This window comes from Chitinophaga caseinilytica (assembly GCF_038396765.1).
Taxonomy (GTDB): Bacteria; Bacteroidota; Bacteroidia; order Chitinophagales; family Chitinophagaceae; genus Chitinophaga; species Chitinophaga caseinilytica.
Genome location: NZ_CP150096.1, coordinates 4895719 through 4920629, shown reverse-complemented (window position 1 = coordinate 4920629; position 24911 = coordinate 4895719). Strand labels below are relative to the sequence as shown.

Sequence of the window (24911 nt, the reverse complement as noted above, 5' to 3'; positions counted from 1 at the left end):
GGTAATTAGTAACCCGGGTTTTGGGGAATGTTTGCGGAGATATCCATTTGGGGAATGGGCGCCACGGCGCGGTTGCTGGGGTAGGGTAGCAACGCGGCTTCAGGATCGGCCGGGTCCGAACGTTTTACCGCCATTTTCCAGCGGAGGAGATCGAAAAGGCGGCTGCCCTCGAAAGCGAGCTCCTTGTTCCGTTCTGTCCGGATGGCGTCCTGAAGCGCCGTTCCGGTCGGCATGATCGGCAGCGCCCCCGGCCGTGCGCGGAGCCGTATCTGGTTCAGGTACATTTGCGCCTGCGCCGGCTGCTGCAGGTAATATGCGGCTTCCGCGGCATTCAGTACCACTTCCGATACACGGACGATGGGCAGGAAATAAGACGTTTCGGGAATATCCACGTCCGGTACCACGCCCATGGGGAACTTGGTGATGCTCCAGTTGTCTCCTTCCTTCGTTACCCATCCGCTTCTGACATCTGCAGGATCGGTTTGCAGGCTCGCGGCAATGTCCGCTCCTGCGCCGTAAATTTTGTACCGGTACAGGTAGCTAGGGAAGCCGGTGGAGTACCCATTGTTGCCCAGCTCGTTGCTGATGGCCGGGAGTAACTGGTAATAAGACTCGCTTTCGGACATCTTCAGGCTACGGTACATGCCGTCTGGGTAACCTTTTTCGATCGTCAGCAGCGGATGCCCTTCCAGCGCTTTTTTAGCCGCTTCCAGGGCACCGGTATAGTTCCCGGCATAGAGGCTGATGCGGGACAGTAACGCATATGCCATGTCGCGGCTGAAGGCCGTATTTTCGTCTTTGATAGGGCCCATGAGCGCGGCAGCCTTCTTCAATTCCTCCTGCAGATGGCCATAAACGGCCCCAACAGATTCCCTTCCAAGAGCGGGAGGGCGTGTCCAGTCGGAGGATGTCACATAAACGATACCTGCATGTGCTCCCTGCGAAGTGAAATTGGCCGGCTGGGCGAGTATATTGAGCAATGCGGAATGGACCAGCACGCGGATGGTCATCGCCGATCCCACGATCTGGTCTGACCATTGAGGGTCTTCCTTCCGGAAGCCTGTCGCTCTTTCAATGATGAAACTCGTAGACCGGGCAACGGAGTATAGCTGGTACACGAGGTAGTTGGCATTGAGTTCCGATCCGCTCGATTGATCGCTTTCCCGGGTTGCATGCAGGTTCCATTTGTAGAATTCGGAAAAATACGTCTGGCTTTCGAACGGCTTGATGTTGTCTGCCATAAGGTCGCCATACATCAGGCCCAGCAGCCCAAGTGCCGAAACGAGCTCTACGTGGGAACCATTTAAAAGTTCCTGGCAGGAATGCAGGTCTTTGGCATATGCTTCTCTGAGAATTACATCGCGCGGCGGATTGTCGAGGAACGATTTTCCGCACGAAATGGCCATCACGGCCACGAGGAAAAAATATAGGATCGCGTTGGCAGCTTTCATGTTGGATAAGATTTAAAATGAAGTGTTGAGCCCAATGGTCCATGTGCGGGCATTCGGATAGGAAAATGCGACGGCGCCACCGGGATTGATCTGGTCGGGATCGATACCTGAAGCTGGTTTCCACAGGGCAAGATTGCTGCCCTGTCCGAAAACGCGCAGCGAACGGAGCAGCAGGCGGTCGGTCAGGTGTTTGGGGAAATTCCAGGAAAGTGAAACCAGTTGCAGCCGGATATAGTCGGATTTGTACAGGTAACGGGTGGAATGCCGAAAGCCTCCCTGGGTGTTGCCGATGAGCCTGACAGGATTGTCGGAAACGTCGCCTGGTTTTTGCCAGCGGTTGGCCACATCGGCCGGCGCGTTCATGTAGGCGCGTTGCCCGTCTGAATAATAATTGCGGTATTGTTCGTTATAGACCTGTCCGCCATATTGGTACTGGAACTGGAAGAGGCAACTCAATCCCTTCCAGGAAAGCGTATTGGTGACTGCGCCGAAGCCTTTCGGTTGGGATTGCCCCTGGAATTGTTTGGCGGCTTCGGTATATACACCGGTGGGTTTGCCTTCCGCATTCAGCCATTGCGGTTTGCCGTCGTCCGGGTTTGCCCCGGCCCAAACAGGGAGGTAAAACGACGAAAATTCCCTTCCCACTTCTATTGCCATCAACGGATTGATGAGCGTAAGGAAGTGTTGCCCGTTGGCCTTTATCAGTTTGTTCGAATTGCGCGACCAGTTGGCGGAAAGGTTCCACTTCAACCGGGTATTCCGTAGCACATCCGCCTTAAGCGACAGTTCTATTCCGCTGTTGCGCATGTCGCCGATATTATCGTTCACGCTCAGGAAGCCCGTAAAGCTTTGCAGTGGCGCACTGAAAATGAGGTTCTTCGTGAATTTATAGTAATAGTCGGCTTCCAGGTAAATCCGGTTGTTGAAGAGCCCCATCTGCATGCCGGCGTCCCATTGACTGGTTTTTTCCCATTCGATAGACGGGTTGCCGGGCGTAGAGCCGTCGGTCACCAGCGCCGTTTTTCCCAGGTAGGTGAAGTTATAGAGTTGCTGATATGCCATATAGGAATTCAGCGCGGCGGTATTGCCCGACAGGCCGATGCTTCCGCGGAATTTCAGGAAGTTGACCACGGGCGTGATGTTTTGCAGGAACCTTTCCGATGAGGCGATCCAGGCGCCGCCGATCGATCCGTAGTTGGCCCAGGGATTGTTGCTGCCGAAAACCGAAACGCCGTCGCGGCGCCAGCTGCCGGACAGGTAATATTTTTCACGGAAATTGTATTCCAGCTGGCCGAATTGGGATAGCAGTTTCGTGCTGCTGGACCGCTGGATGGCCGATGCGCGGTTGTATCCCTGGCTGGAAATATCGTTCAGGTCGGGATTGGTGTATGCGTCCGTCGCCTTTGCCGAAATCTGGCTGTTGTTTTCTTCCTGGATGCGCGCTTCCTGGGAAAGTAGCGCGCTGATGTGGTGAAATCGGCCGATCAGCTTGTTGAAATTAAGGGTGTTGGTGGAAACGATGCCGCTTCTGCGCACATCGTAATTGGAAAGGGAGCCGAAGCCGGCCGGCCCGCGGAACATGGGGCTGTTTTTCTTGCGCGTTTCCGTTTGCATGAAATCGACACCGAGCAAAGTATTGAAACTGAAATACCGGAGAAAGGAAATTTCGCTGGTCAGACTGGCCAGGGCGCGGTGGGCTTTGGTGCGGTGAAAATTGAACTCATTGGCGGCAGCGGGGTTCTGCGTAGTGAGCGAGCCCGCAGCATTGGCGCCCCAGGAAAGCAGCAGGTTATAGTTGCCGTTGTCCAGCCGGTTGGGGATCAGGGGAGACAGTGCGTCGGTAAGCCCGATGCCGGAGCTGGAAAATTCGGTGTTGTCGGCGATGGACTGTGTGGTGTAGGACAGCGTGGAATTGACCCCCAGTTTGATCCAGTTCGCCGGTTTGTTATCGAGGTTCACACGGAGGGATGAGCGGTTGAAGCCCGTGCTTCGGGCGATCCCGTCCTGGTGGGTATGCTCCAGGTTGATGTAATACCGCTGGGTGTTGGAACCTCCGGAAATGGAAAGATTGTTGGCCAGGGTAACGGCGGCATCCCGGTACAGGAGTTTTTTCCAGTCGGTCGCATCGTAAAAAGAAGTATCCGGCCCATTGACGCGGTAGGGGAATTTTTTGAAAAGGTCGGCACGGATGTAGCTGTCGGTGTTGCGGACGGGATCGGTTTGCCGGTAGGTCTCATACAATAATTTCAGGTATTCCTGTTGGTCCATGAACCGGATTTTCGCGGGAGGGCGGGAGCTGAAATCCGTTTGCTGATTGAAGGTGAAAGTGGCTTTTCCAACGGTCCCTTTTTTCGTGGTTACTACGATCACGCCGTTGCTGGCCTTGGAACCGTACAGCGCGATGGCCGCGGCATCTTTGAGCACGCTGATTTCGGCGATGTCGGCCGGGTTGATCTGTGCAAGCGGGTTGCTGACCGGCGTATAGGTGTCGACGGTTTCCATGAGGGAAAACGGGTCTTGCAAAACCGGGACACCATCTATCACGATGAGCGGATTGCGGACGGTAGACCCGCCAAGTGCTTCGGTGCCCGTGGATATCCCGCGGAGCACCATGTTGCTGAGGCCGCCGCCGGGCTGCCCGGTGCCCCCGGAAATGCGAAGCCCCGGCACCAGGCCCTGGAGGCTCTTGTCGAACGAGCGGTTGGGCAGTGTCTGGATCTGTTCTCCTTTCACGACGCTGATGGCGCCGGTAGTGGAGCGTTCGGTGGTGGTGCCGTAGGCGACTACGACCGTTTCGTCGAGGTTGCTCACGCTGCGCTGCAATGTCACCTTGATAGGATCGTCACCGATGGGCATTTCCAGGGGTTTGAACCCGGTAAAGCGCGCCAGCAGCACCGTTGCACTGGCTGGCACGCCGGGGAGGACGAACCCGCCGTTGGCGTTGGAAAGGGTACCGATGTTGGTGCCCTTGATCAGCAGCGTGGCGCCGGGCAATGGGGAGCCGTTTTCGTCGGAAACGGTGCCGCTGACCGCCCGCATCACCGGTTCTTTTTTAGGAGCAGGCGTGGCCGCCGCATTTTTCAGCACGATGGCTTTCTGGATGATCGACCAGCTGATGCCGCGCGAAGCGAACAACTGTTGCAGCACATCTTCCAGCTTCACCGATTGCACATGGATGCTCACTTTTTCCTGCATTTGGATCATGTTGGTGTTGAACATGAAATAAAGTCCGGTCTGGTCTTCGATGGCACGAAGAACGGTCTTCATTTCCTGCTGGTTCGCTTTCAGCGTAACCTTGTATTCCGGCGGAATGGCCTGTGCCGAAACGTACAGGCACAGCATGGTACATAACATCGCGCATAAGCGCAATGCCTTGGCAGGAGCTAATTTCATGAGGTTCGGTTGTTAAACGTTAGTTAAGGTTGTGATCGTTTTTTTTGAAGCTCGAACATTCGCGGTTTTTCTGAAAGCGCGGTTTTTTTATAAGACAGGAAAAAAATCCGATGGGTTAACGCGGCAATTTGAACTAATTGTTAAGCCGGATGTAGTATCTTAGCAACATACTTTCTTTTCCGTTTAGCGGACACCTTTTTTCTCCAGCATTAAGTTTTTTTTATCATTTTCCGGTCTGTTGCGCAAACAGTGTGAGGCACTGTATTTTCACACGCCGGTAGATACAATATGCTATGACATTCGCAGATCAGCCGAACGATTTGTTGCAACTGCTCCGGAAGGGAGATGCCGCAGCATTCGAATACATCTATACCGCATTCCGGAAATGGTTGTGGGTGGCTGCTTTGGGCATTCTCGAAAATGAAGCGGAAGCTGAAGAGATCGTGCAGGAGTTTTTTCTCGATTACTGGCAGAAGGAAATGCAGCGCGAATTCACCGATCTGCGGCATCTCAAGGGTTTCCTCTACGTCAGCATCCGCAACCGTTGTTTCAACCGGCTGGAACGGAATAAGGTGATGAGGAAACGGCAGGCGCAATTGCCCATGCCCGGTATGGTGGAGGCCAACGACCGTATCGCCGAAAAAGAATTGCAGGAACGCCTGAAAACAGCCATCGGCAAATTGCCGGAAATGCGGGGGAAGGTTTTTCTCATGGGATATATTTTACAGCGTTCCCGCCGCGAGATCGCCCGGGCGCTCCGCATCAGCGAGGAATCCGTCAAGAAACATATGACGCTGGCGCTGCGCGATCTGCGCGGCATGTTGAAATAGCCGGCTCCGCATTCACCCGCGGAGGCCGGTTTCGTGTTTTGTTACCGAAATAGCATGGAAGAAGAATATTTAATGCAGTTGATGAGCGAAAAGCTGGGAGGGGTAATTGCTCCGGAAGACGACCGTCTGCTCGAAGACCGGATCGCCACGGACCCCTCCGTCCGGCAAACCTGGGACGCATACCGCGCCCGCTTCAGCGATGGCGACCTGGCCAACGGGTTTGCCCGCGCTTCAGCGATCGACTGGCCATCCCTTCCGGTGAAGCCCGTTGCACGCCGCCGGAAGCTGTATTACTCCGTTGCTGCCGCTGCTGCCATAGGGATGGGCATCTGTTATTTCCTGTTCCGCCCTGCCGCACCCGCCGCCGCAACTATCGCTTCCGCGGAAGTACGGCTCGTTCTGGCCGGCGGCCGGGAGATTCTGGCCGGCGCGCCGGCTGCTGTCAAGGGCCTGAATATGGAGCCCTCCGGCATGGAGATCGCCCCGGCGGAAGATGCGCCTACGGGCAAAATGAACACACTATACGTTCCCCCCGGCAGAGACTACCGCGTGAAACTGCCCGATGGATCCACCATTTGGGTGAACGCCGCCTCCACACTGCGTTTTCCGGCAGATTTTGGAGCTGGCGGCAGAACGGTGGAACTGACCGGCGAAGCCTTTTTCGATGTGGCGCCCGATCCCGAAAGGCCGTTCGTGGTACGGTCGGGCGGGGGAGAAGTGACCGTTCTCGGCACTACTTTCAATGTGAAAGCCTATAAACCCGGTGAAGCAAGTGTTTCCCTGCTCAGCGGCGCCGTGAAAGTCCGGCGGAATGGATTGGAATTGCAATTGTCCCCCGGCCGGGAAGCTTCTTGGACGGAAAGCGGGGGTATGACCGAACAAGGATTTACAACGCGGGAAGTCGTTGGCTGGAAGGAAGGTGCCTATTATTTTGAAGACGCATCGCTGTCCGCCATCGCCGACGCAATCGGGCAATGGTACGGCCTGAAAGTGCAGGTAGAAGGGGTGGCCCGGTTCTCCTGTCGCCTCGACCGGCAGTTGCCCCTGAGCGCATTCCTGCAACAACTTTCAGCCACCGGTACGCTGACACATAACTTCACCGAAGAGGGAACGCTTTTGTTGAAAGTGCTTCCCGTTCAGTAACGTCTTTGCGTGCTCTTCCCCCTCCGGTATCCGCAAAAAAAGCATCAAAAATCATCAAAATCGGCCAGATCCGGCCTGTGTTTACGGGGTATCTTCGGAATACGGGCATCGTTATCCCGTGCAAACACCACTAACCGCAGACGATATGAACGCACCGATGCTATATGCTGCCGGGCCGGGTGCCTGGTCCACGAAGGCTGAAGCCCCTGCCGCCATTCACGTGTTGCCATGAAACAAGGACTGAAATAGGTATCGTCTAATTTTTCAATGTACTCCACGTGATCGCTGAAACCCATAATTACCTGGAACTGCTGGCCAATGGCGACCAGCCTGCTTTCCGCCGGCTCTTCGAACGATATTCCGACAGGATCTATGGAGTGGCCGTAGCTTACACAAAGTCGCATACGCTGGCAGAAGAAGCCGTGCAGGACGTTTTCCTGAAACTCTGGACCAAACGCGCTTCCCTTCCTGCCGTCAACCAGCTGGAATCTTACATCTTTATCCTCACGCGCAATCATATGCTCAATGTTTTGCGCAATATCGCCAGGGAACGCGCATTCATCCGGGAACAGTTACTGGCCGGGGACGAAGCTGGTCCGCCGGCACCGGTATCCGCCATCATCCGCAAACAATCCCTCGAGATACTGGAAGAGGCCCTGCTGCAGTTGCCGGCCCAGCAACGGGCCGTATTTCGCCTTACCCAGGAGCAGGGTATCAGCCTCAACGATGCCGCCGCCGAACTGGGGCTTTCGCGGAACACGGTACGGAACCACCTCGCCAGAGCGATGGCCTTTATCCGCGCTTATGTAAAAAAACAGGGACATGCCGTCCAACTCATTTTCCTCCTCGCCGCAGAAATTTATCACTGGCACTGGTACACTTTGTCTTAACCGGTGTCTTTATACCTGATCACATACCTGATGTTCCATGAAGCATGAAAACGGCGCAAGCCCGGAGTTCAGCATCCTGTTGCGAAAATACCTCAGCGGTAACCTGACCGATGCAGAGTCAGACGCACTGTTCCGCTTGTTGCCAGACCATATCGATGAGCTGGATGATCGCCTGGCCGAAGACCTGGCTTCCGGCCGGTTCGACGGTTTTACGGACGCGGAGTTGCGCAGCCGCTTGTTCGCCCACCTGCCGATGCACCGCCGGGCGCGCGTGTATCGCTGGCTGCCTGCCGCGGCTGCGGCGGTTTTGCTGATGGTCGGGGGCTTGTGGGCACTGAACGCAGGGCGTTCCGAAACGGGCCTGGTACAGGTGAAATGGACCGCGCCGCCTGTTCCGGCAGGTAACAAGGCCGTGCTCGTTCTGGGGAACGGCGAAGTCATACAGCTGGATAGCGCGGGGAACGGCATGTTGGCGCAGCAGGGCGGAGCGGCCGTGTCTAAAGTCGATAGCGGAATGTTGTCGTATAAAAAGCAGGCGGTGGATGCGGAACCAGTTTTCCATACGATCGTCACACCGAAGGGCGGCACCTATGCCATCGTGCTTCCCGACGGGAGCAGGGCCTGGCTAAATGCAGCTTCCTCCATCCGCTTCCCGACCGTGTTCGGCGAAGTGAGAACGGTGGAAGTCAGCGGTGAGGCCTATTTCGAAGTGGCGAAACGGCAGGGATCGATTTTCGAAGTGCGGGCAAGCGGGATGAAAGTTTCCGTGCTGGGAACGAAGTTTAACGTGAAAGCATATGCAGACGAGATAGACACGAAAGTGACGCTGGTGGAAGGGTCGGTGCGGTTTGCCGCAGGGGCCGACAGTGCGATGCTGCGGCCCGGCGAGCAGGGCGTATCCCGGCAGGGCGTGTTAACCGTGGCGCCGGCCGATGTAGAAGCCGCCACGGCCTGGAGGAACGGGATGTTCCATTTCGATAACCAGCTGCTGGGAGATATTATGCGCGAAGTCGGCCGATGGTACGATGTGGAGGTCCAGTACGCCGGAAGTGCCGCCGGACGGAGGTTTTCAGGGATCATGCGCCGGAGCGGAAGCCTCGGGGACGTACTGAAATACATGCAGTTGGCCGGCGTAAAATGTGAGTTGAATGGCAGGATAATCCTGGTAAAACAATAACCCGAATTTCAAAATTCTGGCTGCGCCCAAAATAAAAAACCGTTCCGTGAGGAAGACGGAACGGCTATGCCATTGGGTGACGCCGGCAGATGAAGCCGGTCATAAACGATTGTCGGAAAGTTTATTTATCAACCAACTACCGTGATGCCAAAGCAAAACGGCCTAAAACAAATGTATGCATTTACAACCAAAGTCGAACCGGCCATGGCGGCCCGGTAATCGCTTCTATTCAAAATTGGCCATGAAACTAACAGCGGCATTTTTATTAACCGGGGTCTGTATGCAGGTTAGCGCCAGCAGCTACAGTCAGCAGATCACCCTGTCGGGCAGGAATATGCGGTTGAAACAGATCTTCCGGGAAATCAACCGGCAAACCAGCATGCAGTTCTTCGTTGAAGATGAATTGTTGAAAGATGCGGGCCGGATCGATGTGGACATCCGCGACAAGCCGCTCGATGTCGCATTGAAAAGCTGCCTGGAGGGATTGCAGCTTGATTACGCGATCGTAGACCGCACCATCGTCATCACCAAAGCCGTTCCCCGCGCCGCGGCGCCCGGCCCCGTCCCGGAAATGACCGTCATCACGCTGAAAGGCACCGTCACAGACGAGCATGGCATGCCCTTGCCGGGGGCGACCGTTAAACTGAAAGGCACGGCGAAAGGCGTAGCCACCGACGCGCTCGGCCGGTTTACCCTCGAAGTGCCCGAAAAAGGCGCTGTGCTCGTGGTATCTTACATCGGATATGAGCCGCAGGATGTTGCAGTAACCGGCAGCGGGCCCGTTTTGGTTGCGTTGAAGCCGGTAGAAGGGAAAGTGGAAGAAGTGGTGATCGTAGCGCACGGGCGGCAGAAGAAGTCGGAAGTTGTAGGGGCGGTAACCACCATCAAACCCTCCGAGCTGAAAATCCCCGTCAGTAACCTAACGAACGCACTGGCAGGGCGCCTGGCGGGTGTGATCGCCTTCCAGCGCAGCGGCGAACCGGGCTTCGATAACGCCGATTTCTTCGTGCGGGGCGTAACCACATTCGGATACCGCAAATCCCCCTTATCCTCATCGATAATATCGAATCCTCCTCCACCGACCTGGCGCGGCTGCAGGTAGACGACATCGCGAGTTTTTCCATCATGAAAGACGCAACGGCTACGGCGCTCTACGGCTCCAAAGGCGCCAACGGCGTTATCCTCATCACCACCAAACAGGGGCAGGAGGGAAGCGTCACGCTTTCGTTCCGCGCAGAAAATTCCCTTTCCCAATCTACCCGCAACGTGGAAATGGCAGACCCCATCACCTACATGGAGCTCGCCAACGAAGCCATCCTCACCAGGAACCCGCTGGGCGGGCTGCTGTATTCCAAAGACAAGATCGAAAATACCCGGAAAGGCACAGATCCGGTGGTTTTCCCTTCGACGGACTGGCAGAAAATGCTGCTGAAGAATTCCACGAACAACCAGCGCTTCAATCTCAGCCTCAGCGGCGGCGGAAAAGTGGCGCGTTATTACGTTTCAGGTTCCATGAACATCGATAACGGTATCATGAAGGTGGATAAAAAGAACAATTTCAACAGCAACTCCAAACTCAAATCCTACTCCATCCGCAGCAATATCAACATCAACCTCACGCCCACCACGGAAATGATCGCGCGGCTGTCTGGCAGCTTCGATGATTATAACGGCCCGTTGAAAGGCGGCGCGGATATTTATGCGCAGATCATGCAGTCGAATTCTGTGTTGTTCCCGGCTTACTACCATCCTACAGACGAAACCCGGTACGTGAAGCACATCATGTTCGGCAACGCGGCGGAAGGAAAGTATAACAATCCATATGCGGACCTCATGAAAGGCTACCAGGAGTCCAGCCGCTACAATATCAATGCACAGATCGGGTTGAACCAGAAACTGCATTTCATCACCCAGGGCCTGTCTGCCCGGGGAATGATAAACGTGCAGCGGAACGGCGCGTTTGGCGTCTCGCGCGCGTACAATCCGTTCTACTATATCGCTTACAATTACGATTACGCCACGAAAGGCTATTCCATCCGGCCCATCAACCTGGAAGACGGGCAGTCCGACGCGCCGGCCGGTACGGAATACCTCGATTATAAGGAAGGTGCCAAATCGCTGTCGGCCGATTTTTACAGCGAGCTGGCGGTCGATTACAGCCGTATGTTCGACAAGGTGCATAGCCTGGGCGGCACATTGGTAGGCATTGCCAAAAGCAGTCTTACCGGTAACGCGGGAACGCTGCAGGGCTCGCTGCCTTTCCGGAACGTAGGTGTGTCGGGCCGCGCCACTTATGTGTATGACGGCCGGTATGCGCTGGAGTTCAACTTCGGGTACAACGGGTCCGAACGTTTCCATAAATCCCACCGGTTCGGGTTCTTCCCGTCTGCAGGCGTCGGTTACACGGTATCGGAGGAGAAATTCTGGGAGCCATACAAAAGCTGGATTTCCAGGTTGAAATTCATGGCCACGTACGGGCTTGTGGGGAACGATGCGATCGGCGACCCTACAGATCGTTTCTTCTATCTGTCGAACGTAGACATGAAAGCCGGTGGATTGGGCATGACGTTCGGCACGTTGAAGAATTACTCGCTGTCGGGGATTGGCGTTTCCCGGTATGCCAATAACGACATCACATGGGAGAAAGCCGCGAAAACGAATCTGCGGATGGAAATGTCGGTAATGGGCAAGTTGAACATCGAAATGGATGTTTACCGGGAGCACCGGTCCAATATCCTGATGGACCGCGCCTCGATCCCCACTACGATGGGGCTTTCGGCTATGTCGCGCGCCAATGTGGGGAAAGCGCATTCGCAGGGGATCGATTTTGCGATGGATTTCAACCACCAGATCACCCGCAAATGGTGGGCGAAGGGCATGGCCAACTTCACGTACGCCACCAGCGCCTTCGACGTGTATGAGGAGCCCCAGTATAAGGAATCCAACAAACTTCACGTGGGCCGCTCGCTCGGGCAGCAATGGGGGTATATCGCCGAGCGGCTGTTCGTAGACGATCTCGATGCCAGGAACTCGCCCCGCCAGAACTTCGGCCCCTACGGCGGTGGAGACATCAAGTACCGCGACCTGAACGGCGACGGGCAGATCACCGAGCTCGACCAGGCGCCCATCGGTTTCCCTACAACGCCGGAGATCGTGTATGGCTTCGGGGTTTCGTCCGGCTTCGGCCGGTTCGACGTCTCGGTATTTTTCCAGGGGCTCGCCCGCGAATCGTTCTGGATCGATGCCGACAAAACTTCGCCCTTCATCGACGAACAGCGGCAATTGCTGAAAGTGTGGGCAGATAACCATTGGAGCGAAGACAACCAGAATATTTATGCGCTCTGGCCGCGGCTGAGCATCGGTAAAAACGACAACAACATCCAGACGAGCACCTGGTTCATGCGCAACGGCGCCCTGTTACGGATCAAATCTGCAGAAGTCGGGTTCACTTTGCCCGCCTACCTCATGAAAAGGCTGCGGCTTACCAATGCACGGTTCTACCTCAACGGGAACAATCTTTTCACCTTCAGCAAATTTAATCTCTGGGATGTGGAAATGGGCGGCAATGGACTTGGTTATCCCATCCAGCGGGTATTCAACGCCGGCGTGATGCTGTCTCTCAAATAATCCCCGCAATCCTTCAACATCCTGACACGAAAATGAAAATTACCATGAAGATCATACGCATTCTGCTGGTGGCGTGCCTGGCCACGATGGCGTCCTGCAACAAGTATCTGGACATCATCCCGGATAACGTTCCTACGCTCGACCAGGCTTTCCAGCTACGCGCCACCGCCAAAAAATACCTGTTCACCTGTTATTCCTATATCCCGCAACTCGGCGATGTGTCTGCCAACTACGCCATCCTGGGCTCCCGCGAGATTTCGACGCCGTATCCCGGCTCTCAGTCGGGTGTCCGCAATTCCATCATAGAGCTGGCGTACGATTACCAAAATATCGTAAACCCGATCGCCAATTACTGGAGCGGCGGCGGCGATTATGGCGGAACGCCCATGTTCATCGCCATCCGTACCTGCAACACCTTCCTGGCCAACATTCATAAAGTCCCCGACATACAAGAGCCCGAGCGGAAACGCTGGATCGCCGAAGTGAAAACGCTGAAGGCGTTCTACCATTTCTGGCTGCTGCGGATGTACGGGCCTATCCCCATCGTGAAGGAAAGCCTTCCCATTTCGGCGGATGTAGAGGCCGTGCGCGTGAAACGCCAACCGGTAGACGAAGTGGCGACCTATATCGTGCAACTGCTGGACGAAGCCCGGGCCGACCTTCCGCTCATCATCACCAACCAGCGCGAAGAATTGGGGAGAATGACGCAGCCCATCGCGCTGGCCATCCGCGCCTATACGCTGATGTTGAACGCGAGCCCGCTTTTCAACGGGAACAAGGACTACGCGGGTTTCGGCCACACAACCTCACAACCCCTGTTCAGTCCCGAATTCAGCGCCGCAAAATGGACGCTGGCCGCCAAAGCGTGCGAAGAAGCCATCGCCGCCGCGCACGATGCAGGATACAAGCTCCACCGGTTCGTTAAGCCTTTCGATATGAAGGATATCGGCGATTCTACCCGCATCTGTATGGACATCCGCGGTGCCGTTACCGAAGAATGGAATTCCGAAGTGATCTGGACGCTCACCCACAGCAGCACCGGTGCCCTGCAGCGGCAATGCGCGCCCAGGAACGATGTATATTCCTACACCATCTCCCTGTGGGCCGCCAATATGAAAGCCTGCGAGATATTTTATACGAAAAACGGTGTGCCCATCGACGAAGATCCTTCCTGGGATTACGCCAACCGCTACACCACGCTCAAAACCGTTCCCGCCACGCATCGCGCCATCCTGAAACCCAACTACACGACTTCCGCTTTCAACATCGACCGGGAATACCGGTTTTACGCCGACCTGGCGTTCGACGGTTCCTCGTATTTCATGAAACAGCGGTCGAATGAAGATAATCTGCTGTACATCAATACGATGTGGGGCTCTTCTTCGTCGAACGGGTTGTCCCGGACTTCATTTACCGGTTATTGGCCGAAGAAGATGGTGAGTTGGAAAACTTCCGGCGACGGAGGTTCCTACGCGCCGGATTCCTATGCCTGGCCGGCGATCCGCCTTACCGCGCTCTACCTCATGTATGCGGAAGCGCTGAACGAGACGGAAGGCCCCGGTGCAAGGGCTTACCAGTATCTCGACAGCGTTCGCGCACGGGCAGGCCTCAAAGGCGTTGTGGAATCCTGGGCCAATTACTCCCGCAATCCCTCCAGGCCCGCATCAAAGAAGGCCTCCGCGGCATCATCCAGCACGAAACGATGGCGGAATTCATCTTCGAAGGGGAAAACTATTGGAACATGCGCCGCTGGAAACGGCTGGATTATATGAACCGCCCGGTCACCGGCTGGGATATCCAACAGAACACACCCGCCATGTTCTACCGGATGCGCACCCTCTACACGCCCAACAACACGTACAGGGAATTCCTCGCGCCGATCGCGGAGCGCGACCTGAACGTGAATCCCAACCTCGTGCAGAACCCGCTTTGGTAATCCCGCTTTTCCAACATCAAATCAAGAAACATGAAGAAGACATCCCATTATATCACATATAGCCTGCTGCTTTTGGCCGGCATGATCGTTTCTGCCTGCCAGAAACAGACCGGTACAGACAGGGACCCCATTTACAATAGCGGCAAAAAGCCTTCGCCCGTGAAGAACGTGCGCGTCACCAACTTTCCGGGCGGCGCAACGATTGTGTACGACATCCCGGCCGAGCCGGAAGTGTTGTATGTGCAGGCCGATTTCAAAATCAATGCCAGCGCGTCGCAACAGGTGAAATCGTCGTTTTATACAGATACCATCGTCGTGAAAGGGTTCGAACGGGAGGGAGACTACAAGGTGACGCTTTCCACCGTGAGCCGCAGCGAAGTGAAGTCTGACCCGGTGGAAGTGACCGTCCATCCCGGTATCCCGCCGTATCAGAGTGTAAAGGCCTCGTTGAAGGTTTTCGGGGATTTCGGCGGAGCGAATATCGCGTTCGAAAACCCGACCGGCGGTGAAATCGCGATCGTTTCGCTCGTGGATACCATCGGGAAAGGCGAATACGTCTACACCCATTACACGAAGAATACGGCAGGCAATTTTTCCATGCGCGGCTTCTCGCCGGGCGACCGCCGGTATGGCGCCTGCGTGCGCGACCGCTGGGGTAACACGTCTGATACCGTTTGGGCAACCGTGCGGACGATGAACGAAGTGGAGCTCGACCGTACCATCATGAAGGCGCTCGTGCTGCCCGGTGATCAGACCGCATGCTGCGGCTCCGACCTCAACGTGCCCCTCCGCAATCCATACCGCGCCGCTGACTATTCTTTTTACGGCGTGAAGAACGCCAACGATTCCATGCCGCCGCGGATCACGATAGACATGGGCAAGCCCATCGTATTGAGCCGCTTCCGGTATTACATGCGTAAAAACGGCGGGGCCGAATTCAGGAACGGCACGCTGAAATTCTTTAAAATATACGGCAGCATGAACCCCAATCCCGATGGCGCGCTCGACGGCAGCTGGACGCAGATCGGCGGCGTGTACGAACTGGTGAAACCCTCCGGGTTGCCTTACGGCCAACAGAACGCGGCCGATTATGAAGTGATAGACAGCGGCTCGGAATTTACCATGCCGTTGCCGGCCGTGCCCATGCGTTATTTCAGGCTGGTATTGCTCGAAACTTTCAGCGGTGGCCTGGGGATGGAGATCTCTTCCCTCAAGTTCATGGGCGATTACCAGTGACCCCGATTCCACACATCAAAAAAACAATCGCATGATTCAAAAATATTTGCTGATGACGCTCGCGGTAGCCCTGATGGCCGGCTGCACAAAAATGGACAACGCCTATGCGCCTTACATGGAGAATGGCGAACTGATGTACCCTGGCGTGCCGTACCAATTGGAAACGCATGCCGGAAGGGAGCGGATCGAAGTACAGTTCACCCAATCCAGGGACCCGAACATTTCAAAATACATCCTGTACTGGAATAACCGGCAGCGGAAGATGGAAGTGGCGCCAGACCGGCAACAGGCCGTGATGAAAGTGATCGTCCCGCAGTTGACGGAAGGCGATTATACTTTCGAGATCGTGGCCGCCTATAAAGACGGCACCGGGTCTACCCCTAAATCTGCGATCGTCAGCGGGCGGGCGCTCGGCAGCCGGTTCGAATCGGAGCTGTTTATCCGGAAAATCCAGGCGGCCAATTGCCGGAAAGGCTTTGCGCTGCAATTTTTTCCTGTGGATGCGACCTGCAGGTTTACCGACGTGAAATACCGGAACACCGGAGGCGCAGCGGCACAGAAACGATTTACGGATATGGCTGCCTTTTCGGATACGCTGGCAGACATCCTTCCGGAGGCGAGGTCGCTGGTGCTGCGGACGGCATATGTCCCGGAGAACTGTATCGATACCTTTTTTGCCGAGGCCACGGTGCCGGTGCATCCCGCTTCCGGCAGCTTTGTTTGTTCGGGGAACATGACCGATTACACGAATGCCACGCTTACGGGGCCTTATCCCTGGAACATAACGCTGCGGCAGGTGAATGCCCACACACTGGAATTGGTGGATGATGACCAGACGCATGATGTGTTCCATAAGATACTGAACGGCGGATCGCCCTCATACTACGGTTCTTTCGGGGTGGTATTTACGATAGACGATGCGAACAAGGTGACGGCGGTGGTGAACAAATATGGGCAGCCTTCGGGTAACGACCGCTCCGCCCAGCTCGATCCTTCCGGCGTCAACAAATACGATCCTGTCGCCAAGGTGCTGCAGGTGAAATACTGGATGAACCAGCCCGGTGCCACGCATCGTACGCTGTTCGACGAAACGATGACGATGAAGTAAGCTATATCCGGGTCCGCCACTCGGCTCGAAACGACCACCACCTACAATGGCCATATCGATCACGGGTGGATGTGGGCCTCCGGATCAACGAGCACGGCTTATTTCCAGTTATCGGCCGGCAACGTGCCGACCAGCCGCTATTCCGTTTCGGTGAAGGTGGACGACAACCTTGGCAATGCCGCCACAACGAGCCTCAGCGTGAATCCGCCGCCGGGCGGGTCGGGAACGCCGATCAAGGGTGCCCTGTCGGAAATGAAGGGCTCGCAGATGCTGGAGCAATGGTCGAACATCGAGCGGCATTACTTCCGGTTCAGTTGGGTGTACAGCCCCGTTAATTACCTGTATACGAACGAAACGGTATATGTCGGGATGCGGTTTTACGATAGCCAGGGCTCTTTGTAGGGGCGGTTACCGGTTCCCGGCAAACGAACATGCAATCTTTCATGGAAGTGAACATCCCGGCGGATATCGTGGCAGAGGCCGTGTATGTGAAGAAACTCGCGGGTTCCAGCTACAGCGGGGTGGACCCTTACAATTACAATGAGCGGTTCGATAACCTGCAATACCTGACGCCGGTTTCGTTTTCGTCTTACGATCAGAACCATGTGGGATGGGTGTTCAGGGATAAGACGATACCGGTCAACTGACCTGCCAAACGCTTTCCACTTTGCATCTCCATTAACCATTTGAATGCCGCGGGCATCTGCCCGCGGCTTTTTCCGGAAGTAACCGGTACGGACTGGCCGGTGGGAGCGGGTGCAGGACGATTTTCGGGCGAAAAAGCACTACCGGCCCGGGCCCCCTGTTTTACCGCCGGCACCGCTTTCCGGCCGTTCATGTAGGTTGTACGCTAAGTGGGACAGGCGGGTTGCGGCCCGTTTAGCTAAAGCGTTTTGCCACGCCAATTGCCCATTTTTCAGGCGAGTCAAACGTTTTCATGCTAAAACGATATAGCCAAGCGGCGGCAGAAGGGTAGGGAACACGCTTTACCATCCGTAATATTTTGCCTTCAAACCCAACAACAATAATTATTTTGAGCAACTATGGTACAAAAATCGAATCGCACTTTTGTAAGCCGGTCCATGATCGGCTTTTTGTATGCATGCGGTGCCGGCCTGATGCTGGCCCAGCCTGCTGCAGCGCAATCCGGGAAATGGCCGCTTACGGACCTTTCCGCCTTCCGGCAACCCGGCGGGACCTGGCAGATCGCCGGCGACGTAGCCGCCCGGCTCGGGAAACCCAACACCCTCGAAACCGCCAAAGGCACCGGCGTCCTGGTTAACCAACCCGGCAAAAAGCAGCATGGACAAGATCTTTACTCCAATGTAGAGCATGGGGACATCGACCTCGAGCTCGATTACATGATGGCCGCAGGTTCCAACTCCGGCATCTATTTCCAGGGACGGTATGAGCTTCAACTGTTCGACAGCTGGGGCAATCCCGCTCCCCGTGCGGCCGACAACGGCGGCATCTACGAACGCTGGGACGATTCCCGCCCCGAAGGCCAGCAAGGCTACCAGGGCTACGCCCCCCGGCAGAACGCCAGCAAAGCCCCCGGCCTCTGGCAACACCTGAAGGTTTCCTTCCAGGCCCCCCGGTTCGACGCGTCCGGTAAAAAGGTCGAAAACGCCCGCATCATCCGCGCCGAACTGAACGGCGTCGTGATCCACGAAAACGTAGAGCTCCAGGGCTCCACCCGCGGCGCCAACGGCAACGAAGCCCCCACAGGCCCCCTGCGCATCCAGGGAGATCATGGCGCCGTTGCCTTCCGCAATATCAATATCACCGAATACCCCGGCGCCCGTCCTACCCTGACAGGCCTCAACTACACCGTATATAAAGCGGCCAACGCCCGTGAGCTCGATCCAGCTACGGCCAAAGCCGAAGCAAAGGGCACCGCGCCTACGCTCACCGCGAACGCCGGCCCCTTCACTCATGGCTACCAGCTCCGCTACACCGGCAAGCTCAACGTAGAAAAAGCCGGTGATTACAACGTAGGCGTATATGCCCAGGGAGGTGGCGCCAGCCTCACCATCAACGGCAAACAGATCGCCGGTTATGGCGGTAACGGCCGCGGTAAGGCTACCCTTCCCGCAGGTTCCTCCGACGTGGAAATCATCTACGGCCGCGAAGGCGACTGGGGCGCCCCCACACTCGGGCTCTACATCGCCGGCAACGGTCTCCGCGAAATCCAGTTCGGTGACGCCATCACCCCCGACAATACCGATCCCATCCTCCTCGAAGCCGATCAGACCACCATCCTGCGCAGCTTCATGGACGCACCCGGCCGCGAAAAGATCACCCACGCCGTATCCGTTGGCAGCCCCGAAAAAGTACATTACACGTACGATCTCGACAATGGCATGCTCGTTCAGGCCTGGCGCGGCGGCTTCCTCGAAACCACTCCCATGTGGCACGAGCGCGGCAACGGCACCGCACGGCCCATTGGTACGCTGCAACGCTTCGGACAAACGGCTTTCACCCTCAACCGCCTGGCAGACGCCGGCGCAGCCTGGAGCGCAGACTCCGCCGGAACCAGCTTCCGCCCTAAAGGTTATGTGCTCGATGAGAAAGACCGGCCCACTTTCCGCTACCAGGCTTTCGGCAGCAACGTGTCTGACGCCATCCGCATCCTGCCCGACGGTTCCGGTTTCACCCGCGACCTGGAAGTGACCGCCCCCGCGGCCGACCTTTTCGCCAAACTGGCCGAAGGCGCACAAATCGAACAAGTGGAAAAAGACCTGTACGTGGTAGACGGCAAATCGTTCTACCTCCGCATCACGGATGCCGGCGGCGCCAAACCCGTTGTGCGCACATCCGGCAACAAACAGGAACTCATCGTTCCCGTTCGCGGCAAGCTGAGCTATTCCATCCTTTTCTAAACCAATGACTGAATCATCGCAATGAAGCATATATTTAAAAAAGCGGCGATGTGCCTGCTGCCGCTGATGACGCAACTGTCTTCCTCTGCACAGGAAACGCCGAAAGAAGAAGACTATTTCCGCATCCTGAAGGTGAGCGCACCGGAAGGGACCCTGCTCGAAGTAGGCGGCCTCACCGTGCTGCCCAACGGCGACCTGGGCGTGGCCACCCGCCGCGGCGATATCTACATCGTGGAAAACCCCACGAGCCGCCGTCCGCATTTCCGGAAATTCGCCAGCGGCCTCCACGAAGTGCTGGGCCTCGCTTACAAAAACGGCGACCTGTACTGCGCACAGCGCGGTGAACTGACCCGCCTTTCCGACACCAATAACGACGGTAAGGCAGACGTGTACGAAACCGTATACGCCTGGCCGCTCTCCGGTCACTACCACGAATACAGCTTCGGGCCGAAACTCGCGCCTGACGGTTCTTTCTTCGTTTCCGGCAACGTAGCGTTCGGCAACGAGGAATGGTGGCGCGGTGAAAGCCGCGTTCCCTGGCGCGGTTGGGTAATGCATATTTCTGCAGACGGCAGCCAAATGGAGCCCTGGGCTACAGGTATGCGCTCCCCCTGCGGCCTCGGCATGATCGACGGCGAATTGTTCTACTCCGAAAACCAGGGCGATTGGATGGGTTCCGGTGGCGTTTGGCAGGTAAGGAAAGGCGACTTCGTGGGGCACCCCGCAGGCCTCCGCTGGTCGGATATGCCGAATTCTCCCATCAAACTGAAAGACGAAGACCTCTACAAACAGGTAGACCAACGCCGGATCCGCAATGAGCAGGGCAGAATGGTGAAGCCGGAAAACGTGGTGGATGAAAAATTCAAAACACTGTTCGAAGTGAAGAAAGCCATCCCGCAGATCAAACTGCCGGCCGTTTGGCTGCCGCACGGCGTACTGGGCATCTCCAACTCCGAAATCCTCCCCATCCCCGAAAATACCTTCGGCCCGTTTGCCGGCCAGCTCCTCGTGGGCGACCAGGGCCAGAGCAAGATCATGCGCGTGGTACTGGAGAAAGTGAAAGGTGAATTCCAGGGCGTGGCGTTCGATTTCAGACAAGGCTTCCAGTCGGGCGTACTGCGCATGGCCTGGGGGAACGACGGTTCGCTGTTCGTAGGCGAAACCAACCGCGGCTGGGGCTCCGCCGGCGATGCCAACGAAGGTTTGCAGCGCCTGGTGTGGAACAACCGCATCCCTTTCGAAATGAAGACCGTGAAAGCGATGCCCGACGGCTTCGAGATCGAGTTCACCCTGCCGGTAGACCCGAAATCAGCTTCCGATCTGGCAGCCTATTCCGTGGAAAGCTTTATTTACAAGTACCACCCGGTATACGGCAGCCCCACCGTCAACAACGAGAAATGCGAAGTGAAAGGCGTGAAAGTGTCTGAAGACGGAACGAAAGTTCGCCTGATCGTCGACAACCTGCGTCAATATTACATCCATAATATTTCCGTGGAAGGCGTGCGCGAGAAGGATTATTTCTATTCCACCGTGCATCCCAACGCCTATTATACGCTCAATAACATCCCTGAAGGCGCTAAACTGGCCATGACAGGAGTGAGCACCCGCAATTCCGTGAAGGAAGCCGAAGCGGCCGCCGCCAAAACGAAAGCCGCGGAAGCTGCCAAAGCGAAAACCGCTCCCGCCAAAGGCGCCGCCAAAGCCGGTGAAGCCGCTGCCGTAAAACCCGCCGCCAAAGCGGCCACTTACGAAGAAGTGAAACCCCTGCTGGCAAAATACACCTGCGCCGCCTGCCACAACGCAGACAAAAAACAGGTAGGCCCCGCTTTCAAGGACATTGCGCGTAAAAAATACACCAACGATATGATCGTGAAGCTGATCTACAATCCCAATCCGGAAAACTGGCCCGGCTACGCAACAGAAATGCCGCCGATGCCCCAGGTTCCGAAGGCCGATGCCCTCCGCATCGCCAGCTGGATCAACTCGCTGAACTAATCCGGCATACCGGAAATATCACCAGCGGCGGAAGACCTCACGGTTTTCCGCCGCTTCTTTTTGTAGCACCTTGAGAAAATATTTTCGGACCGATACACCCCTGGGGGTATGTTTTTGCATTATTAATAGGATAATTAGATGCTATAATAATGAATCAAAAAGCGAAACTTCAGACGCTTGTTTCTCCAACTTGACTTATCCGTGAAATCGCGATTCACGGGCGACAAACTATCGCTATTGAATACCCCGTTTTAATTTTTCTCCAATTGGCTTTGGGCAAATTCAGCCGTCGTATTGAATAACCGTCAAAATGAATGCGGTATGGATATGCCATTATTGCCAACCAGAATTCTGTGGATAGACAGGCCGGAACATGCCGAGTCTATCCCGGTAGCCAGCTTGCCCAAAGATCAGCTGAAGGGCCTTTTATGGAGTGCCCGTGTGTATTTCGAGGATGATGCGGACTGCAAGATCGTGACCCAGGAAATACCGCTGGGGCCCCTTTCCGTCTGGTTCCACCACGTAATGCCCAAAACCTCCATGATCCTGTTCCCCCAAACGCCTTTCCAGAACGTCATCCTCCATGTCATGCTCGGCAGCCACGTGCGCGTGCTCATGGGGAATGGCCGGATGGCGGATTTGCGGAACCAGCGCATGGACCTCTTCAACCTCCGCGATTACCTGAACACCGTGCCGCTCGAGCCCGGGCAATGGTTCGACAGCTTCCACCTCAATTTCCGGCCTGAAATGGCGAAGGAATTGATAGATGAATACCCGGAACTGAACGGACTGCTGACGCCGGCCATCATGCAGGGAGAAGGGCATCTGAACACGCGGTCGGTCTTTTTCAATGAAGTTTGCCAGCGTGCGCTGAAGGAAATCCTCTGTTGCAAACAAATTGGCGACCAGGGCGGGTATTTCGTCCGCCGGCAGGCCGTTAATATCCTGACCGTTTTCCTGCGGACAATGCACCTCAGCGCCGGGGCGTACAAAATGTCTACCAAGAACCGCCTCAAAACCGCCGCCTGCTATCACTTCCTCCGCCGGAACTTCACCGGGGCGCATACGCCCGAAAACCTGGCCGAACGCTTTTCGCTGGACGCCAAACTGCTGGAGGAATGCTTCCTGGCCCGGTATGGCCGCAGCGTCGGGGAATTCATCACCGATCTGCGGATGAACGTAGCCTATCATTCTTTGATGAAAACGAAAGCCAGTCTTACCATGATCGCCGCCGACACCGGCTACGATTCCCTGGCGGCTTTCCGCATCGCCTTCCGGAAATACTTCCGGGTGGGGCCGGTGCACCTCATCAAAGCGCAATAAAGTCATACCATATTCCTATGATAAAACCAATATGGTGCCTGCCAGTCGGGCACTATACGAGGGGCTTGTCCGGCCGGGCAACCCCTTTTTTTATGCCCGTAACTCCTTTTCTTACAAACAATTCTGCGGCATGGGGGTTATAATGATAGGTTACATGAAAAACTATCCGATGTGTAAAAAGCCGCATTTCTTTGCCCTCGGTTGCCTGGGGGCCGTTTTAACCCTTCCTGCCTCGGCACAGCAACAACCCACTTACGAACAGTTGGGAGACCGCTATTTCGTGACCTGGCAGTTCGACAAAGCCGCACCGGTATACCAGAAACTCGCGGGCCACAAGCGGGCCAAACCTTATGTTTTTTACCGGCTGGGATACAGCGCCGAAATGAACGGCGATGCCCCCACCGCCATCTCCGCGTACCGGAACTGCATTTCCCGGGACCCCGCGGCCGACAGCCTCTGGATCCGCATCGGCGACCTTTTCAAATCGGAAGAGCGATACGACTCCGCCCGCCAGGCTTACGCCCGTTACCCCGCCAGCGGCCCGGAAGCCGCCCGCGCCCGGGTGCGCATGGACGGCTGCGATTCCGCGCTGTTATGGCGCGCCAACCCGGAAACCGTTCGCGTCAGGAATGAAGACCAGGTCAACAGCACCTACTCCGACTGGGGCGCTTTCCGCCGGCAGCAGCAACTTTGGTACACCTCGAACTTCAACCGGCTGAACAGCCTCGACCAAAAAATATCCAAACAAACACATTTGCCCTATTTCGCCGTTTTCCGCTGGAACGATGAAAAAGCCAGCCAGATGAACGTCGACAACCTGGCGCATATGCTCGACCTCAGTAATTTTCACGCCGGCCCGGTGTGTTACGGGGGCGATACGGCTTACCTGACCATCAGCCGGCCCGGCCGCCCGGAAACGGAAAGGCTGGGGTGGAGGCGCGCCCTCCGCGTGAAAACCCGGCGGCTGGAACTGTTCCTCGTTTCCGGGGAAACCGTCACGCCGTTCCCTTACAACGATCCCAAAAATTTTTCCGTTGGCCACGCCGCGCTCAGCCCCGACGGACGAACTTTATACTTTGTATCCGACCGGCCCGGCGGCCAAGGCGGCACCGATATCTGGTACTCCCCGCGGGGTACAGACGGCAGCTGGGGCACGCCGGTGAACTGTGGCCCCGGCATCAATACGCCCGACGATGAAATGTTCCCCGTTTTCCAGCCAGACGGGTCGCTGTCTTTCGCCAGCGAAGGGCATGCCGGAATGGGCGGGCTCGATATTTTCAACACCACCGGCAGCGGCACCAACTGGTCTGCGCCACGCAACCTCCATCCGCCGTTCAATTCCGGCAGAGACGATTTTTATTTCGTGGAAACGGAACCGCTGAACGGGTATTTTGCGTCGGACAGGCCCGGCGGAAAGGGCAGCGACGATATCTATGCGTTCGCCGTCATCCCGCCACCACCGCCGCCTCCGCCACCACCACCTCCGCCACCGCCGCCGCCGAAAAAGGCGATGTGTTCGTGCTGAAGGATTTGTATTACGACTTCGACAAATACGCCATCCGCTACCCGGATGCCACGCATGTGCTGGATTCGCTGGCCATCATTTTGCAGGAACATCCTACCATGCGCATTTCGCTGGAATCGCATACGGACAGTCGCGGCAACGATGCGTACAACATGCGCCTGTCTGACCGCCGCGCTGAATCGGCCGTGCAATATCTCGTGCAGAAAGGGATTGCGCAAAACCGGCTGGAATGGAAAGGTTACGGCGAATCGCGGCTGGTCAACCGTTGCTCGAACGGTGTGAAGTGTACCGAAGAAGAGCACCAGGCGAACCGGCGCACCGAAGTGCGGATACTTGAAGAATAGATCCTGATCTGGTATACAAATGGAAAGGCGGTCCCGAATATGGGACCGCCT

At 56.2% G+C, this 24911-nt stretch carries 19 protein-coding genes; 17 read left to right on the top strand and 2 right to left on the bottom strand.

All coding sequences use genetic code 11. From position 1 onward, the window contains the following. Window positions 1-5: 5 nt before the first annotated feature. Both WJU22_RS20280 and WJU22_RS20275 read right to left on the bottom strand, forming a co-directional pair. Window positions 6-1451: a RagB/SusD family nutrient uptake outer membrane protein gene (locus WJU22_RS20280; protein WP_341839994.1), complete on the bottom strand. Its 1446-nt coding sequence runs from the start codon at window positions 1449-1451 to the stop codon at window positions 6-8. Between the two features lie 12 nt (window positions 1452-1463). Beyond that, window positions 1464-4844: a SusC/RagA family TonB-linked outer membrane protein gene (locus WJU22_RS20275; protein ID WP_341839993.1), complete on the bottom strand. Its 3381-nt coding sequence runs from the start codon at window positions 4842-4844 to the stop codon at window positions 1464-1466. Between the two features lie 293 nt (window positions 4845-5137). On the opposite strand from WJU22_RS20275, the gene WJU22_RS20270 reads away from it, so the two are divergent. The 17 genes from WJU22_RS20270 to WJU22_RS20190 all read left to right on the top strand — a co-directional run bounded on the left by WJU22_RS20270 (window position 5138) and on the right by WJU22_RS20190 (window position 24860). After that, window positions 5138-5674, top strand: coding sequence for a sigma-70 family RNA polymerase sigma factor (locus WJU22_RS20270; protein ID WP_341839992.1), 537 nt, complete (start codon window positions 5138-5140; stop codon window positions 5672-5674). A gap of 54 nt (window positions 5675-5728) precedes the next feature. Then, entirely contained in the window at window positions 5729-6817 is a 1089-nt protein-coding gene (locus tag WJU22_RS20265; RefSeq protein WP_341839991.1) for a FecR family protein, read from the top strand. 278 nt (window positions 6818-7095) lie between these two features. Continuing rightward, window positions 7096-7707, top strand: coding sequence for an RNA polymerase sigma factor (locus WJU22_RS20260; RefSeq protein ID WP_341839990.1), 612 nt, complete (start codon window positions 7096-7098; stop codon window positions 7705-7707). A gap of 37 nt (window positions 7708-7744) precedes the next feature. Continuing rightward, window positions 7745-8884, top strand: coding sequence for a FecR family protein (locus WJU22_RS20255; RefSeq protein WP_341839989.1), 1140 nt, complete (start codon window positions 7745-7747; stop codon window positions 8882-8884). Window positions 8885-9164: 280 nt separating this feature from the next. Continuing rightward, the gene (locus WJU22_RS20250) at window positions 9165-9986 is read left to right on the top strand and encodes an STN domain-containing protein (protein ID WP_341839988.1); all 822 of its coding nucleotides are present in this window, start codon (window positions 9165-9167) and stop codon (window positions 9984-9986) included. After that, the gene (locus tag WJU22_RS20245; RefSeq protein WP_341843787.1) at window positions 9908-12511 is read left to right on the top strand and encodes a TonB-dependent receptor; all 2604 of its coding nucleotides are present in this window, start codon (window positions 9908-9910) and stop codon (window positions 12509-12511) included. Before WJU22_RS20250 ends, WJU22_RS20245 begins: the two co-directional genes overlap by 79 nt. Before the next feature lie 44 nt (window positions 12512-12555). Next, on the top strand, window positions 12556-14283 hold the full coding sequence (locus WJU22_RS20240) for a RagB/SusD family nutrient uptake outer membrane protein (protein ID WP_341839987.1): 1728 nt from the start codon (window positions 12556-12558) through the stop codon (window positions 14281-14283). Continuing rightward, window positions 14214-14447: a RagB/SusD family nutrient uptake outer membrane protein gene (locus WJU22_RS20235; protein ID WP_341839986.1), complete on the top strand. Its 234-nt coding sequence runs from the start codon at window positions 14214-14216 to the stop codon at window positions 14445-14447. Before WJU22_RS20240 ends, WJU22_RS20235 begins: the two co-directional genes overlap by 70 nt. 30 nt (window positions 14448-14477) lie before the next feature. Beyond that, window positions 14478-15683 (top strand): DUF4959 domain-containing protein, encoded by a 1206-nt coding sequence (locus WJU22_RS20230; RefSeq protein ID WP_341839985.1) that lies wholly within the window; start codon window positions 14478-14480, stop codon window positions 15681-15683. A 31-nt stretch (window positions 15684-15714) separates the two neighbouring features. Continuing rightward, window positions 15715-16791, top strand: a complete 1077-nt coding sequence (locus WJU22_RS20225; RefSeq protein ID WP_341839984.1) for a DUF4998 domain-containing protein — start codon at window positions 15715-15717, stop codon at window positions 16789-16791. Window positions 16792-16860: 69 nt separating this feature from the next. Then, the gene (locus tag WJU22_RS20220; protein ID WP_341839983.1) at window positions 16861-17193 is read left to right on the top strand and encodes a hypothetical protein; all 333 of its coding nucleotides are present in this window, start codon (window positions 16861-16863) and stop codon (window positions 17191-17193) included. A 29-nt stretch (window positions 17194-17222) separates the two neighbouring features. Continuing rightward, window positions 17223-17438, top strand: coding sequence for a hypothetical protein (locus WJU22_RS20215; RefSeq protein ID WP_341839982.1), 216 nt, complete (start codon window positions 17223-17225; stop codon window positions 17436-17438). Between the two features lie 435 nt (window positions 17439-17873). Beyond that, window positions 17874-19673, top strand: a complete 1800-nt coding sequence (locus tag WJU22_RS20210; protein ID WP_341839981.1) for a DUF1080 domain-containing protein — start codon at window positions 17874-17876, stop codon at window positions 19671-19673. A gap of 21 nt (window positions 19674-19694) precedes the next feature. Beyond that, complete coding sequence (locus tag WJU22_RS20205) at window positions 19695-21668, top strand: c-type cytochrome (RefSeq protein ID WP_341839980.1); 1974 nt, start codon at window positions 19695-19697, stop codon at window positions 21666-21668. Window positions 21669-21989: 321 nt separating this feature from the next. After that, the gene (locus tag WJU22_RS20200; RefSeq protein WP_341839979.1) at window positions 21990-22991 is read left to right on the top strand and encodes an AraC family transcriptional regulator; all 1002 of its coding nucleotides are present in this window, start codon (window positions 21990-21992) and stop codon (window positions 22989-22991) included. 154 nt (window positions 22992-23145) lie between these two features. Then, window positions 23146-24516, top strand: a complete 1371-nt coding sequence (locus WJU22_RS20195; protein WP_341839978.1) for a hypothetical protein — start codon at window positions 23146-23148, stop codon at window positions 24514-24516. After that, window positions 24504-24860 carry an OmpA family protein gene (locus WJU22_RS20190; RefSeq protein ID WP_341839977.1) on the top strand — a complete coding sequence of 119 codons (357 nt, stop codon included), beginning with the start codon at window positions 24504-24506 and terminating at the stop codon, window positions 24858-24860. Before WJU22_RS20195 ends, WJU22_RS20190 begins: the two co-directional genes overlap by 13 nt. Window positions 24861-24911: the final 51 nt, after the last annotated feature.